This window comes from Rhodococcus sp. NPDC057014, assembly GCF_042673295.1.
Lineage (GTDB): Bacteria > Actinomycetota > Actinomycetes > Mycobacteriales > Mycobacteriaceae > Rhodococcus_F.
This window is the reverse complement of record NZ_JBHUSF010000227.1, coordinates 1-14,898: the sequence shown is the minus strand read 5'-3', so window position 1 is coordinate 14,898 and position 14,898 is coordinate 1. Positions and strand designations below refer to the sequence as shown.

Sequence of the window (14,898 nt, the reverse complement as noted above, 5' to 3'; positions counted from 1 at the left end):
GCGAAAAGGGCGGCCGTCTAGTAGAACTGGGCGCCGGGTACGGCGACGGGATCGCTGCGGACCTCGGCGGTGTTGGTCTCGCGGAGCTTCCACGCGCAGAGGAACGTCACCAGCCCCATCAGCACAACGAAGACGGCGACGAACGTGGTGGTCCCGGTCTTGGCGATCAGCGCGGTCATGATGAACGGGGTGCCGCCGCTCACCGTGATCGCCGCCAGCTGATACGCCAGCGAGGCGGCGGAATACCGGACGTTGGGAGCGAACAACTCACCCATGTACGCGGCGATCGGCCCGTACGTCATGGACTGGAAGACGCTGCCGACCGTGACGGCAATGAAGAACAGCACCAGGTTCCGGGTGTTGATCAGCCAGAAGTACGGGAACGCCCACACGATGATCATCGCCGCGCCGATCAGGATCATCGGCCTGCGCCCGATCTTGTCGGACATGTGCCCGGACCACAGCACCACACCGACCGTGAGCGCCGCGCTGAGCAGGGAGATCGCGAGCAGGTCGTTGCGCTTCATTCCCAGTTCCGCGGTGCCGTAACTGAGCACCCCGGCGATGGAGATGTAGAACAGCGAGTTGGTGGCCGCGAGCAGTCCGCAGCCGAGCAGGATCGTGCGCCAGTGTTCCCTGATCGCCTGGGTCAGCGGTGCGCGGACGACGGTCTCGTTCTTCTTCTGCGCCTGTTCCTGAAGGTCCCGGAACTCGGGGGTGTCCTCGACCTTGGTCTGGATGTAGAGCACGACCGGGAACAGCAGTGCGCTGGCGAAGAACGGGATCCGCCAGCCCCAGCTGAGGAACGCCTCGTTCGAGATCGCCGCGGTGGCGCCGAGGAACACGAGGTTGCCGAGCAGGACACCGAACGAGACACCCATCTGCCCGAAGGTGCCGGAGAACCCCCGGCGCTTGGGACTGGCCGATTCGGTCAGCAGCAGCACGATGCCACCCCACTGGCCGCCGCACGCGAGGCCCTGGACGAATCGCAGGACCACCAGCAGGATCGGGGCCGCGACACCGATGGTCGCGGCGCCGGGCAGGCAGCCGATCAGGAACGTCGCCAGCCCCATGAACAGCAGGCAGGTCACGACCGCCGGTTTGCGGCCGTACTTGTCGCCGAAGTGACCGGCGACCAGGCCGCCCAGCGGGCGGGCGACGAAGCCTGCCCAGAAGGTGCTGAACGAGAGCAGGGTGCCCACCAACGCCGACGAGCCGGGGAAGAAGACGTGGGGAAAGACCAGTGCCGCAGCGGTTCCGTACAGGAAGAAGTCGTACCACTCGATCGAGCTGCCGACCAGTCCCGCCGCAAGCAGTTTCCGATGTGCACGCGTGCGTGAGACGGCCGTGTCGCCGGCCGCGTCCTTACTCGGCTGCACCGCGGATGAAGTCATCCGATCACTCCTCGAGATAGGTCTACGGGTGGATGTGGGATCGCGATTTTTCAGAACATGACGCCAACTTCAAGTCAGTGAGCGCTTGCTTAGTGTGTTTGAATAGAGGTGTGATGTCAATCACTCGAGGAGATTGATCTTGCCGAATCCCGCCGGTGCGGACGAAGCTCGATGCGGCGGAGAGGACCACCCATGACCGAACTGCGAGATGACGTGTTCGCGACCGAGGAGCCGGGCCCCGGTCCGCTCACATCCGAGGAGCGCCTGCTCCGCGCGGCGACGACGCTGTTCTCCGACAAGGGTTTCGAAGCCACGCGCACGCGGGACATCTCCACCACGGCCGGAATGAGCCCGTCCGCGATGTACGTGCACTTTCCGTCCAAGGAGGATCTGCTCTTCCAACTGGTCCGCCGGTCGAACGAACGCGCCCTCGCGCTGGTGCTCAGCGCGGTCGCGCCGTTCACCGACCCGGTCGATCGCGTCCGGGCACTGGTCCGCGAGTTCAGCATCATGCACGCCCGGAATTTTCGGCGGGCGCGCATCGCCCAGTACGAGAGCAGGCATCTCAGTACCGAACACCGCGAGACGGTGGCCGAGACCCGGCTCCAGATCCGGGTCGCCGCGATGCGCGAGGTGCAGAACGGGCTCGATCAGGGTGTGTTCCTCATTCCCGACCCCCGCGTCGCCGTTCTGGCGATCATGTCCCTCGCGGTGGACATCTGCCGCTGGTACAGCCCCGACGGCGAATTCACGCCGGAGGAACTGGGTGACATCAACGCCGATCTCGTTCTGCGCATCCTCCACGCGCCCGGCTACTGACGGCCCTCAGCCCCGGTCGGGGACGCGCAGAGCGTTCGTCCACATCCGTGCGAGCCCGGCGTTCAGTTCGTCGAACGAGAGTGTTCGCCGCTCGCTCGGCGGTCCGACGAAATAACCGTAGGCCATTCTCCCGACCATGGCGGACAACGCCTTCGACGTCAGCATCGGGTCGAGCGACGCGTCGGCGAGACCCCGAGCCTGCAGATCGGCGATCGCCCGCGCGTTGCGCAGGTAGAACGTCTCGTCCCGCGAGCGCTCCAGGTCACGGAATGCGGGGTCGACGTGCGCGACCTGCTCGAGCAGGGCCAGCAGACGTGCATTCCGGCGGCACGCGTGCAGGTATGCTCGGATGCTCGCCTCTACGACCGCGTGCACGTCGTCCTCGTCCTCGACCCGCCCCATCCCGGGATGCAGCAGGTCGTTCTGCGTCACCTCCACGACCGCCGCGAACACTTCCTCCTTGCCGGCGAAGTAGGTGTAGAAGGAGCCGGTCGAGAGTCCGGCCTCTTTGCTGATGTCGACGAGGCGGGCGTCGAGGTATCCCTCGCGCTCGAACACCACCCGGGCCGCGGCGACGAGGCGATCACGGGTGCGGACGCCCCGGGCGGTGACCGGTGGTGTGGGTGCGGTTCGCGGGCGCGACATGCCATTCGCCTCTCCGGGTGCGACCGTCGTCATACCCCCAGGGCTCAGCGTAGGGCCAACTTGAACCTGACGTCAACATTCACTGCGGTGAGTCACCACCACCGGCCGCGGCCTGGATCGGCGCCATGTCGAAGTAGTCGCGCCACGTGGTGATCTTGCCGCCGGTGATCTCGAAGACGCCGACGACCGGCAGTTCGACGACAATGCCGTTGAGGGTGAACACGTCGATCCGCTCATTCATCACCACCCCGCTCGACTCCTCGGCGTTGGGGCTCTGGCCGCCGTCGGTGACCTGCCGGTGCACCCGGAAGTCGATGCCGCCGAAGGCTGCGATGAAGCCGGCGATGAACTCGCGGATCGCGTCACGCCCGGTGACGGGTTCCATCGGAATGTTGTGATAAACAGCGTCTTCCGCGAAATATTCGGCGATCTTCGCCGGATCGGGCTCGATCCACTCGGCGCAGAATTGGGTGACCAGCTGGTCCGGTGTCATCGGTTCTCCCTCTCGATCGCGACCGGTTCGATGATGGCCATGACGGACTGGATCGCCCCGGCCGGGATGTCGAAATGCTCCGTGATCCGGACCGACGTCACCTCGGTGGGTGTCGCCCCGAGGTCGAGCACGAACCGGGCCACCACGTTGTCGCCCCATTCGTGGAAGGAGAGTTCGCGCACGGCCTGGATGGCCTGGTACTGCAGTCCGTTCTCGAGCTCGTCCCGGATGAACGCCCCCGATTCGCCCGTGTGCTGCCCGTTCTCCACCCGCCACGCGTTGTCCGCGAGACGCACCTTGGTGGCGTCGTGACTGACCAGTGCGTCGATGTATGTCCTTGCCATCGCGACGCGTCCGCTGTCGGCCGTGTCGGTGGCATGTTTCGCGATCGCCGCAAGCAGGGGCGCGGCGAGTTCCGGCCGGCAGATCAGCAGGTCCGGTAGGTAGGGGTGGGATTCGTTGTAGTCCAACGGGGTTCCGTCGATCCGCGAGCAGTGCAGGCCCGCGGCCACGGCGACGCCGACAGGGGCCGCGGAATCCCATTCCCACTGCCCGCCCGCGTGGATGTACGCGTCGACGTCTCCGCGGAGCACCGCCATCGCCTTCGCGCCCGCCGAACCCATGGTGGAGACCTCGGCACCGATGTCCGTCGCGACGGCGTCGACGAACGCGGGCGGCCTGCTGGCGGACACGACGATCCGCGGGCGGGCAGGCAGCTGTTCGGCATGGACCGCGTGACTGTCGTCGTCGCTGGCGTACACGGCGCCCAGTGCCGGTTGCGCGACCGCGGCCGCCGTGATGCCGCGACCGCGTTCCCACAGCGCGACGTGCACCGCCCAGTCCGAGTGCCCGGGTAGTCCGTACTCCTTGGAACCGTCGAGAGGGTCGATGATCCACACCCGCGACCGCTCCAGCCGGGACCGGTCGTCGGCCGACTCCTCGGAGAGGATCGCGTCTTCGGGTCGCTCCGCCGCGAGTTTGCCGAGGATGAACGCATCGGCGGCGATGTCGCCGCGCCTGCCGAGTTCACGACCGTCGGCCGATCCCAGTCCCGCGGTGCGGATGTCCAGCAGCAGGGCGCCGGCACCGGAGGCGATGTCGGCCGCGAGTCGTGCGTCAGTGATCACGTGTCAACAATTCCATAATTCTCGCGGCTTGTTCGGTCGGCGTGCCGTCCTCGGGCCGGAGCACGAGTTCGGCGTTCTCGGGCGCCTCGTACGGGTCGTCGACCCCGGTGAATCCCGTGATCTCCCCGGCGCGGGCCTTCGCGTACATGCCCTTGGGGTCGCGCGCCTCGCACTGGTCCACCGGCGTGTCGACGAACACCTCGACGAAGTCGAGCCCGGCAGCCCGGTGCTGTTCCCGGACCCGGTCCCGGTCCTCGCGGTACGGGCTGATCAGCGACGCGATCGCGACCACCCCCGAGTCGGCCAGCAGTTGCGCGACGGCGCCGACGCGGCGCACGTTCTCGGCGCGGTCCTGCGCGCTGAACCCGAGGTCGGCGTTGAGGCCGTGCCGCAGATTGTCGCCGTCGAGCCGGTAGGCTGGCACCCCGGACGCGACCAGGCGGCGCTCGAGTTCCACCGCGACCGTCGACTTTCCCGACGCCGACAGTCCGGTCAGCCAGACGGTGCGACCGCGTGTCGCCCGTTCCTCCCGCGACACGGCCGCCGCGTGCCACACCACCTTCGACCGCGACAGCGTCGGCCCGGTGATCATGCCGGCGGCGACCGTGTTGTGGGTCGACTCGTCGACGAGGATGAAACTGCCCGTCACGTGGTTGCGGCGGTACGGGTCGAACATCAGCGGCTGCGAGGTTCTCAGCTGCACACGGCCGATCTCGTTGAGCGACAGCGACTGCGCGGACTCGTCGCGGTGCAGGGTGTTCACGTCCAGCCGGTAGTCGAGCCGCGCGATCGACGCCCTGGTGGCACGGGTGGTGTGCAGCAGCGTGTACCGGGCATCCGGTGTCAGCGCCGACTGTTCACTGAACCAGCAGACCATCGCGTCGAGTTCCTGCCCGACGAGCGGGCGGTTGTTGGGACGGCACAACACGTCTCCACGGCTCACGTCCAACTGATCTGCGAGTTGCACGCACACCGCCGACGAGGCGAACGCCTCGTCGAGGCGGGTTCCGCCGGGACCCCAGATGGCACTGACGGTGGACGTGAATCCCGACGGCAGCGCCACCACCTCGTCGCCCGGCTTGAACACCCCGCTGGCGACCGTCCCCGCGTAGCCGCGGAAATCGTGCAACACCGAATCGGTCTGGCGCTGCGGCCGGACCACGTACTGCACCGGGAACCGCGCGTCGATCAGGTTGCGGTCGGACGCCACGTGCACCTGCTCGAGGTAGTGCAGCAGCGACGCCCCCTCGTACCAGGGCATGTTGGCGGTACGTTGCGCGATGTTGTCGCCGCGCAGTGCCGACACCGGGATGAACGTGAGGTCGTGGACCTCGAGTTTGATCGCGAACTGCCGGAATTCCTCCTTGATCTCCTCGAACCGTTCCTCGGACCACCCGACGAGATCCATCTTGTTGACGCACAGCACGAGGTGCGGAATTCCGAGAAGGCTGGCGATGAAGGCGTGCCGACGGGTCTGCTCGAGGATCCCCTTACGGGCGTCGACGAGGATCAGGGCCAGGTCGGCGGTCGACGCGCCGGTCACCATGTTCCGCGTGTACTGCTCGTGGCCCGGGGTGTCGGCGATGATGAACTTGCGGTGCGGTGTGGCGAAATAGCGGTGCGCGACGTCGATGGTGATGCCCTGCTCGCGTTCGGCGCGCAGGCCGTCGGTGAGCAGAGCCAGGTTCGCGTGTTCGTCGCCCCGTTCGCGGCTGGTGCGCTCGACCGCCTCGAGCTGATCCTCGAAGATCGCCTTGGAGTCGTAGAGCAGCCGGCCGATGAGGGTGGACTTGCCGTCGTCGACGCTGCCCGCGGTCGCGACCCGGAGTAACTGCGGCATCAGAAGTACCCTTCCTTCTTGCGGTCTTCCATGCCGGCCTCGGAGATCCGGTCGTCCGCCCGGGTCGCCCCGCGCTCGGTCAGCCTGCTCGCGGCGACCTCGGTGACGACGGCCGCGGGGCTGGTTGCCGACGATTCGACGCAGCCGGTGCATGTGGCGTCGCCGACGGTCCGGAAGCGGACGAGGGCCTCGTACGGTTCGTCACCGGGGAGCAGAGTCAGGAACCGGGTGTGCGCCAACAGCATTCCGTCGCGGGGCACGACCTCCCTGCGGTGCGCGTAGTACAGGGACGGGAGCTCGATCCCCTCCTCGCCGATGTACTGCCAGATGTCGAGTTCGGTCCAGTTGGACAGCGGGAACACCCGGATGTGCTCCCCCGTGCGGTGCCTGCCGTTGTACAGGCTCCACAGTTCCGGGCGCTGCGCCCGCGGATCCCACTGCCCGAACTCGTCCCGGAAGCTGAACACCCGCTCCTTCGCGCGGGCCTTCTCCTCGTCGCGCCGGGCGCCGCCGAAGACGGCGTCGAACCCGTGGTCGCGGATGCCGCGCAACAGCGCCGTGGTCTGGAGCCGGTTGCGGCTGGCCCGCGGCCCCGAATCCTCGCTGACGCGACCGGCATCGATGTCGTCCTGCACGCTGGACACCACCATCCGCAGGCCGAGGCGGTCGACGGTCCGGTCGCGGAACTCGAGGACCTCGTCGAAGTTGTGCCCGGTATCGACGTGCATGACGGCGAACGGGAGAGGCGCGGGCCAGAACGCCTTGGCGGCCACGTGGAGCATCACCACCGAGTCCTTGCCGCCGGAGAACAGCAGGACCGGTCGCTCGAATGTGGCGGCCACTTCTCGAAAGATGTGCACGGCTTCGGCTTCGAGCGCGCCGAGGTGGGACAACTCGTACACGGGCGGTGCGGTCATGGGCGACTCCTCGTCGCGAGTGCCTTTACCGGTCACTGTTCCATATTTGGACCAGCCCGGTCGAAAATAAATGCACCTCCGAGAATAGAACGTGTTTCAGATTGCGGTCAATGCCCGCCCCTCGTCACCGCGGCCGGCGGCCACCCACCTCCGTCGTGATCGCGTCCGCGGCCGCGGCGAGGGCCTTGCCCCGCCGCGCGATCTCGGACGGCGCGAGTTCGGCACCCACGTAGAGCGTGAGGACCATGGCCTGGTGACCCTCGGCGTCGTACGTCGGCGCCGCGATGAGGCTGACGGGGTGCGGCGACGCGGGGTCCGCGCGCTCGGCGTCCAGGTACACCCGCTCCCCCAGGCTGGACACCATCTCGCCGAGCACGTCGCGCAACTCGGGCGGCAGGTCGTGCGCGGCGACCCCGGCCATGAGCGTGTGCAGGCGCTGCCCGACCGGGGTGAGCGTCTCCACGAGATACCCGGTGCGCGAGCACTCCTCCACCACGATGCGCAACCGTTCCCGGTCGAGACGAACCGGCAGTGTGGGCTCACGCCGCAGCCACGACTGCAAGGCGTCGTCGCCGTCCCACAGCACGTACATCAACCCGACGGGCGGCGCGAACGGGTACATCTCCCCCACCTTGGCGGCCGCGCGCATCCCCGGCGGACTGGTCAGCTCGAGGACGGCGATGCGGTCGCCGACCACCGCCGACGCCGTGCACGTGGTCCGGAACTCGTCACTGAGCACGACGAGATGCCTGCGCGCCACCGGTCCGGCCGCGAACCCCTGCTGGGCCGCGCGGCCCGCCGCGATGAGCGCGGGTCCGAGGCCGTACGTCTTCGTCGCCGGATCACGGACGAGGTAGCCGCCGCGGGCCAGTTCGGTGAGGATCCCCAGGCACGTCGGCTTGCTGATGTCGAGTTGCCGGGCCAACTCGGACAGCCCGAATCGGTGTTCCTTGCGGGCCACCAGGAAGTCGAGCACCTGCACCACCCGTTCGGTCGGCGGCGACCGCCGGCCGTGCGCCCGGTCGGGCATCTCGTCCTCGCGCCCCATTGACCACTCCTTAGAACACGTTCTATTGTCGGTTCATCAATGTTCTACCACGCAGGTACATATTTGTACCACCCCCTCGTGAGGAGCACGGTGTGCTGACCGACCCATTCGCCGACGCCATGGCCGAGGCCGAGAAACTGATCGAGAGCGCCCCCCACATCCGCACCGAACAGGACCTACTGGAGGGCTACCAGTACCTCGCAGGCGGCATCCTCGCCACGACACACGCGGCCTGGGCCACCGAACGGTCGCACCCGACGTTCATCTCGGGCACCGGCCCGTACATGAAGATGGGCCTCGACAACCCGGACACCCTCTACTTCGGCGCGCGGATCGACGACGACGTCGAATACGTGGTCACCGGCCTGCGCGGCACCACGGCGGACCTCAGCTTCCAGGTGCTGAGCGGAAACTACACGGCCACACACGTTCCCGGCAGCGTCACCGCATTCGACGACCGCGAGATCGACATCGCGCCCGACGGATCGTTCGAGGTGCGGTTCGGCCCGGATGAGAGCGCGGGCAGGCGCAACTACTTCACCCTCGCGCCGGGTTCGTCGCAACTGGTGGTCCGGGAGGTGTACAGCGAGTGGGGTCAGCGGCGCGGCACCATTCGCATCGCCAGGGCAGATACGGTCGGCACCGCCCCGGGTCCGCTCACCCGCGAGACCGTCGAAAAGCGGTACGCGCGTGCGGGCAAGGCCCTCGTCGCGCGGGTGAAGACGTGGCTGCAATTCCCGGAGTGGTTCTACCTGAACCTGCCGGTGAACACGATGACCGAGCCGCGGCTCACTCCGGGCGGTCTCGCCACCCAGTACTCGTCCGTCGGGCACTACGAACTCGCCGAGGACGAAGCCGTCGTCATCACCGTCCCCAAAGCCGACGTGCCCTACCAGGGTTTTCAGCTCGGCAGCATGTGGTACATCTCCCTCGACTACGTCAACCACCAGACGTCGCTGAACGTCGCGCAGTCGCAGGTGGATCCCGACGACCACATCCGTCTCGTCGTGTGCGAGCGCAATCCCGGCATCACGAACTGGATCGCCACCGTCGGGCACCTCCGCGGCTACCTGCAGTTCCGCTGGCAGCGCGTCTCCCGCGAACTGACCCCGGACGACGGTCCGCGGGTCGAGGTCGTGAAGTTCGACGAGATCCACCGAACACTGCCGTACTACGACTCCAACAAGATCTCCCCCGAGGACTTCGCTGCGCGCATCGCCGCACGCCAAGCCGCGGTGGCCGACCGGATGCTGGGATGACCGCCATGACTACTCCACAACTGCTGCAGGACAAGGTCGTCGTCATCTCCGGCGTCGGACCGGCCCTGGGCCGTACCCTCGCCGTCCGCTGCGCAGCCGCCGGCGCCGACGTGGTGCTGGCCGCCCGGACAGCGTCGCGCCTCGACGAAGTGGCCAAGGAGATCATCGCCGTCGGCCGGCGCGCGGTGACCGTCCCGACCGACATCACGGATCAGGCCTCGGCCGAGAACCTGGTGTCCGCGGCCGTCGACGCGTACGGCACGGTCGACGTGCTGATCAACAACGCATTCTCGGTTCCGTCGATGAAACCGCTGGCCCGCACGGAGTTCGACCACATCCGCAGCAGTTTCGAGCTGACCGTGCTCGGGGCGTTGCGGCTGACCCAGCTGTTCACCCCCGCACTCGCCGAGGCGAACGGCGCGGTGGTGAACATCAACTCGATGGTGCTGCGGCATTCCCAGGAACGGTACGGCAGCTACAAGATGGCCAAATCCGCCCTGCTCGCGACGTCGCAGTCGCTCGCCACGGAACTGGGACCACAGGGCATCCGCGTCAACTCCGTTGCTCCCGGCTACATCTGGGGAGACACGTTGAAGCAGTATTTCACGCACCAGGCCGAGAAGTACGGGACGACCGTCGAGCAGATCTACGAGCACACCGCCGCGAACACCGATCTGAAGAGGCTCCCCACGACCGAGGAGGTCGCCGACGCCGTGATCTTCCTGGCCTCCCCGTTGGCGAGCGGCGTGACCGGCCAGTGCCTCGACGTCAACTGCGGCGAATTCCACCACTAGCGAACAGGACCGGAGCATCATGAGCGAGCGCACCACGGTCGGCACGGTCGAGGACCTGCACGCCTCGGCCACCCGGCTGACCGGTCTCACCGACTTCGGTGGGGACGACTACACCGAAGCCCTCGGCGTCCTGCTGGATTCGTATCACACCGACGAGCAACTGACACCGCTCGGCAGCAAGGCGTCCCGGGTGTTCCTCCGCGGCGCTCTGGTGGCCCGGCTGCTGAGCGAGGCGGCGTGGAAGCAGAACCCCGAGCACGCGGACGTGCGGATCGAGCGGCCCATCTTCGTGACCGGCCTCCCCCGCACGGGGACGACCGCGCTGCACCGGTTGCTCACCGCAGACCCGTCGCATCAAGGGCTGGAGATGTGGCTGACCGAGATGCCGCAACCCCGGCCGCCGCGTGAGACGTGGGAATCGAATCCGGTGTTCCAGAAGATCGAGGAGGGATTCAGCCGACACCACATCGAACGCCCCGAGTTCATGGGCGTCCACTACATGTCGGCGAGCGAGGTCGAGGAGTGCTGGCAACTGCTGCGGCAGACGTTCAAGTCGATCTCCTACGAGTGCCTGGCGTCGCTCCCGACGTATTCCCGCTGGCTCGAACATCAGGACTGGACCAACGCCTATCAGCGGCACAAGAAGAACCTGCAGCTGATCGGACTGCCCGACCGGGACCGCCGCTGGGTGCTCAAGAACCCCAGTCACCTGTTCGCGCTCGACGAACTGCTCGCGGTCTACCCGGACGCGCTGATCGTCCAGACCCACCGGCCGCCGCGCACGATCGTCCCGTCGGTGTGCAGCCTCGCGGAACAGGCGACGGAAGGGTGGTCGGAAAAGTTCCGGGGCAGCGTCATCGGCGAGAGCCAGCTCGAACTGTGGGCCCGGGGGCTCGAACAGTTCACCGCGGCCCGCGCCCGGCACGACCCCGCCCAGTTCGTCGACGTCGACTACCGGGATTTCGTGGCCGATCCGCTCGGCACCGTCGAGGGGGTCTACACGCACTTCGGGCTCGATCTCGGTGGGCCCGCCCGGGCGGCGATGGAGGCGATGCACGCCGAGAGCCGCAGCGGCGACCGCCGCCCCTCGCACAAGTACACGCTCGAGGAGTTCGGGCTGACGGCCGAGCAGGTGGACGAGAGATTCGCCGATTACCAGTTCAGCGCGTCCAGCTGACCGGATAGTCGAGGATCGACGACGCCGCCCGCGCCGCGATCAGCGGCCTGGGCGACAGCGGCAGGTGGACGACCGGGGGAAGCGGCGGCTCGGGTTCGGGTTCGGGTCGGGGATCCGGTTCGGCTTCCGGTTCCGGCGACCACGTCGTACCGCTGCCCAGGTCGAGCGCGTCGAGCAGCGGTATCAACTCGGCGGCGATCCGGTCGCCCACCTCGGTGAACGCCGACTCGGCCAGACCCACCGGGTCGCTGATGTTCGGCTCCTCGACCGTCCCGTAGTCCCGGCGGGCAACCGCGAGTTCGGCGACGGTGCGGGCCCCCGTTGCGGCGGCGATCCTGCGTGCCTCCCGCAGGGTGAACGTGCAGTGGCTCGTCCCGAGGAGCAGTTCCATCGAACGGTCACGGATCTGCTCGGTCATCGCCAGGACGAGGTCGGCGCGTTTGATCATCTCGGGATGCAGACGGCGCGCCCGGAAGCCGTCGGCGCTCGCACCGAGGCCCTCGATGACGCGGGCGGCGACGGGTTCGATCGGAAAGCCCACGAGGGCGCGGACGCCGGCGCTCTCCGCGGTGAGATGCGGCAGATCGTGGGCCAGCGCGTACGCGCGCGTCAGACGCTCTGCGATCGGCGAGCGGCAGACGTTTCCGCTACAGACGAACAGAACGTGCATGAGGGCACCCTAACCAGCGGCTCCGCCCACAAGCGAGCCCGATTCCACTGTCCGAGCGGTCTGTTCTTACAGTTCACCCGCGCGTGGTGGGTCGTTCACCCGCCGGACTCCTCACGGTCACCTCGATTCACTAACGCCCGGCACCCCGTCGTCTGCCCACAGCAGACAATGGGCGGCCCGGCGCCCGTGCGGCGGTAGTACTGGAGACATGACCACTGCCGCACTACCCGACCTGAACTACCGCGACCTGTTGGCGGACAGACTGTTTCGCCAGCGCACGATCCTCCTCACCGGCGAGGTGGACGACGCCATGGCCGAGCGCGCCTGCTCCGAACTGGTGCTGCTCGCCGCCGCCGACCCCAAACGCGACATCGTGCTGTATATCAATTCGCCGGGTGGTTCCGTCTTCGCCGGTCTGGCCATCTACGACACGATGAAACTCGTCCCCAACGACGTGGTGACCGTGGCCATGGGTTTCGCCGCCAGCATGGGCCAGGTGCTGCTGTGCTCGGGAACCCACGGCAAGCGGATCAGCCTGGCGCACAGCCGCATCATGATGCACCAGCCCTCGGCAGGAATCGGAGGCACCGCCGTCGACATCGCCATCCAGGCCGAGAGCCTCGAACGGATGAAGCGACAGTCGCAGGAGATCCTGGCCGCGGAGACGGGGCATCCGGTCGAGCAGATCGCCGAGGACAGCGACCGGGATCGGTGGTTCACCGCGGACGAGGCCCGCGACTACGGGATCGTCGACCGTGTCGTGTCTTCGTTCGCGGAGATCGCCCCGCACACCACCGCCCCGAGAATTGGATTGTGAAGCCATGTCCCAATACACCATTCCCCACGTCATCGAACGCACCCCGGCAGGCGAGCGGTCGTTCGACATCTTCAGCCGATTGCTGAACGAGCGGATCGTCTTCCTGGGCACGGAGATCGACGACGGCGTCGCCAATGTCGTGATGGCACAGCTGCTGCACCTGCAGGCGGACAGTTCCGATCTGGAGATCGGGCTGTACATCAACTCTCCCGGTGGTTCCACGACCGCGATGCTCGCCATCTACGACACGATGCAGTTCCTGCGCCCGACCATCGCCACCTACTGTATGGGGCAGGCCGCCTCCGCCGCGGCGGTTCTCCTGGCAGCGGGAACCACGGGCCACCGCCACGTCCTGGCGCATTCCCGGGTGCTGCTGCACCAGCCGTCGACGCAGGGCAACGGCACGATCTCCGACCTGGCGCTGCAGGCCGCCGAGATCATGCGGGTGCGTTCGCAGACCGAGGCGATTCTGAGCAAACACACCGGGCAGAGCGTCGAACGCCTGCGCCGGGACACGGACCGGGACCGCATCTTCACGGCTCAGGAGGCCATCGACTACGGCCTGGCCGACACGCTCGTCGCGGAGTGACTGCGAAGACTAGGCGGCGAGCAGGGTGGGCACCTGCCGGTTCGGGTTCCCGGTCGCCGAGTTCCGGTTCGCCGCACCGAGCCGGCGCCCGGACCGGAACAGCAGGTGCTCGACCGGGAGACCGAGGGCGCCGCACACGGCGCGCAGCATTTCGGAGGACGGCTCCTTCTTCCCGCGCTCGATCTCGGAGAGGTACTGCTTCGACATGCCGACGGCGGCAGCGACGTCCTCGAGGCTCCGGTCCTGGTCCCGGCGCGCCTCGCGGAGCACCCGTCCGTAGAGCTCACGCACCAGCGGCTCCTCCCGCGAACGCTCGGGGGCGGCCGTGACCAGCGTCAGTCTGCGCTGAGCTTCCATACCTCCGGAGTCTTCCAGACGACGCACCCGGACGCCGCGGCGTTCACCGACAGCGGACAGCCGATCAGTACCGCCCGACGGCGAGCGCGACGTTGTGCCCGCCGAAACCGATCGAATTGCTCAGTGCGTAGTCGATGCGCTGACGGCGGGGTGACCCGGCGACGACGTCCAGGTCGATCGCGGGGTCCTGATTGTCGAGGTTGAGTGTCGGCGGGACGACCTGTTCGCGCACCGTCAGGACCGTGAGGATCGCCTCGAGGGCTCCGACCGCGCCGATGGAATGCCCGAGTGCCGATTTCGGTGCGTACACCGACGCCTGTCCGGCGACGGCGGCGATCGCGATGGCCTCGGAGGCGTCGCCGACAGTCGTCGAGGTGGCGTGGGCGTTGACGTGATCGACGTCCGCGCCGATCAGTCCCGCCGTGTCGAGCGCCTTCCGCATGGCGCGCGCAATTCCGGCGCCCTGCGGATCAGGGGCGACGATATGGTAAGCGTCCGAGGTGATTCCGGCCCCCAGGATCCGGCCGTGGGTCTCCGCGCCGCGAGACCGGGCGTGCTCCTCGGATTCGAGCACGAGCACCGCGCCGGCCTCACCGAACACGAAACCGTCCCGGTCGCGGTCGAACGGCCGTGATGCCCGTGCGGGTTCGTCGTTGCGGGTGCTCATCGCGCGCATCATCGCGAAACTCGCGATGGGCACCGCGTCGATCTGCCCCTCGACCCCGCCGGCCACCACCACGTCCGCCTCGCCGGTGGCGATCAGCCGCCAGGCGTGCGCGATCGCCTCCGATCCGGACGAGCACGCGGACACGGGCGCGAACACCCCCGCCTTCGCACCGATCTCCAGCCCGACGGTGGCGGCGGGACCGTTCGGCATGACCATGGGAACGGACATCGGCGAGACCTTGCGGTACCCGTTCGCGCGCATCGCATCGACGGCCCCGACCAGGGC

The 14,898-nt window shown here is 67.8% G+C and carries 16 protein-coding genes; 6 read left to right on the top strand and 10 right to left on the bottom strand.

The annotated features are described in order from the left end of the window. Positions 1–17: 17 nt before the first annotated feature. Entirely contained in the window at positions 18–1,394 is a 1,377-nt protein-coding gene (locus tag ACFTZB_RS32020; protein WP_378437718.1) for an MFS transporter, read from the bottom strand. Positions 1,395–1,586: 192 nt separating this feature from the next. Between ACFTZB_RS32020 and ACFTZB_RS32015 the strand changes: the two genes are divergently transcribed. Then, entirely contained in the window at positions 1,587–2,213 is a 627-nt protein-coding gene (locus tag ACFTZB_RS32015; protein WP_378437716.1) for a TetR/AcrR family transcriptional regulator, read from the top strand. A gap of 6 nt (positions 2,214–2,219) precedes the next feature. On the opposite strand, the gene ACFTZB_RS32010 is transcribed toward ACFTZB_RS32015, so the two are convergent. The 6 genes from ACFTZB_RS32010 to ACFTZB_RS31985 form a co-directional block, all read right to left on the bottom strand. Continuing rightward, complete coding sequence (locus tag ACFTZB_RS32010) at positions 2,220–2,858, bottom strand: TetR/AcrR family transcriptional regulator (RefSeq protein WP_378437714.1); 639 nt, start codon at positions 2,856–2,858, stop codon at positions 2,220–2,222. 79 nt (positions 2,859–2,937) lie between these two features. Beyond that, entirely contained in the window at positions 2,938–3,351 is a 414-nt protein-coding gene (locus ACFTZB_RS32005) for a nuclear transport factor 2 family protein (RefSeq protein WP_378437712.1), read from the bottom strand. Next, positions 3,348–4,478 carry a 3'(2'),5'-bisphosphate nucleotidase CysQ gene (locus ACFTZB_RS32000; protein WP_378437710.1) on the bottom strand — a complete coding sequence of 377 codons (1,131 nt, stop codon included), beginning with the start codon at positions 4,476–4,478 and terminating at the stop codon, positions 3,348–3,350. The genes ACFTZB_RS32005 and ACFTZB_RS32000 overlap by 4 nt, the downstream gene beginning before the upstream one ends. Next, positions 4,468–6,318, bottom strand: coding sequence for an adenylyl-sulfate kinase (gene cysC / locus ACFTZB_RS31995; protein WP_378437708.1), 1,851 nt, complete (start codon positions 6,316–6,318; stop codon positions 4,468–4,470). Before cysC ends, ACFTZB_RS32000 begins: the two co-directional genes overlap by 11 nt. Next, positions 6,318–7,235: a sulfate adenylyltransferase subunit CysD gene (gene cysD, locus ACFTZB_RS31990; RefSeq protein ID WP_378437706.1), complete on the bottom strand. Its 918-nt coding sequence runs from the start codon at positions 7,233–7,235 to the stop codon at positions 6,318–6,320. Before cysD ends, cysC begins: the two co-directional genes overlap by 1 nt. 124 nt (positions 7,236–7,359) lie before the next feature. After that, positions 7,360–8,283, bottom strand: coding sequence for a helix-turn-helix domain-containing protein (locus ACFTZB_RS31985; protein ID WP_378437704.1), 924 nt, complete (start codon positions 8,281–8,283; stop codon positions 7,360–7,362). A 92-nt stretch (positions 8,284–8,375) separates the two neighbouring features. Here ACFTZB_RS31985 and ACFTZB_RS31980 point away from each other — a divergent pair, with 92 nt between their 5' ends. From ACFTZB_RS31980 to ACFTZB_RS31970, 3 genes are read left to right on the top strand one after another with little or no spacing between them, the layout of a single operon-like run. After that, on the top strand, positions 8,376–9,542 hold the full coding sequence (locus ACFTZB_RS31980; protein WP_378437702.1) for a hypothetical protein: 1,167 nt from the start codon (positions 8,376–8,378) through the stop codon (positions 9,540–9,542). Further along, on the top strand, positions 9,539–10,336 hold the full coding sequence (locus ACFTZB_RS31975; protein ID WP_378437699.1) for an SDR family oxidoreductase: 798 nt from the start codon (positions 9,539–9,541) through the stop codon (positions 10,334–10,336). The genes ACFTZB_RS31980 and ACFTZB_RS31975 overlap by 4 nt, the downstream gene beginning before the upstream one ends. Before the next feature lie 19 nt (positions 10,337–10,355). Further along, positions 10,356–11,513, top strand: coding sequence for a sulfotransferase family protein (locus ACFTZB_RS31970; protein WP_378437697.1), 1,158 nt, complete (start codon positions 10,356–10,358; stop codon positions 11,511–11,513). Here ACFTZB_RS31970 and ACFTZB_RS31965 read toward each other — a convergent pair. Further along, positions 11,497–12,183 (bottom strand): low molecular weight phosphatase family protein, encoded by a 687-nt coding sequence (locus ACFTZB_RS31965; protein ID WP_378437695.1) that lies wholly within the window; start codon positions 12,181–12,183, stop codon positions 11,497–11,499. The two genes, ACFTZB_RS31970 and ACFTZB_RS31965, sit on opposite strands and share 17 nt — an antisense overlap. A 208-nt stretch (positions 12,184–12,391) precedes the next feature. Between ACFTZB_RS31965 and ACFTZB_RS31960 the strand changes: the two genes are divergently transcribed. Together ACFTZB_RS31960 and ACFTZB_RS31955 are read left to right on the top strand one after the other, a co-directional pair. Continuing rightward, on the top strand, positions 12,392–13,000 hold the full coding sequence (locus ACFTZB_RS31960; RefSeq protein WP_005568279.1) for a ClpP family protease: 609 nt from the start codon (positions 12,392–12,394) through the stop codon (positions 12,998–13,000). A 4-nt stretch (positions 13,001–13,004) separates the two neighbouring features. After that, positions 13,005–13,589: an ATP-dependent Clp protease proteolytic subunit gene (locus tag ACFTZB_RS31955; RefSeq protein WP_378437692.1), complete on the top strand. Its 585-nt coding sequence runs from the start codon at positions 13,005–13,007 to the stop codon at positions 13,587–13,589. A gap of 9 nt (positions 13,590–13,598) precedes the next feature. Here ACFTZB_RS31955 and ACFTZB_RS31950 read toward each other — a convergent pair whose 3' ends face one another. Further along, positions 13,599–13,946 carry a helix-turn-helix domain-containing protein gene (locus ACFTZB_RS31950; RefSeq protein ID WP_206012811.1) on the bottom strand — a complete coding sequence of 116 codons (348 nt, stop codon included), beginning with the start codon at positions 13,944–13,946 and terminating at the stop codon, positions 13,599–13,601. Positions 13,947–14,010: 64 nt separating this feature from the next. Then, a partial coding sequence (locus ACFTZB_RS31945) for a beta-ketoacyl-ACP synthase II (protein ID WP_378437689.1) occupies positions 14,011–14,898 on the bottom strand: 888 nt, incomplete at its 5' end.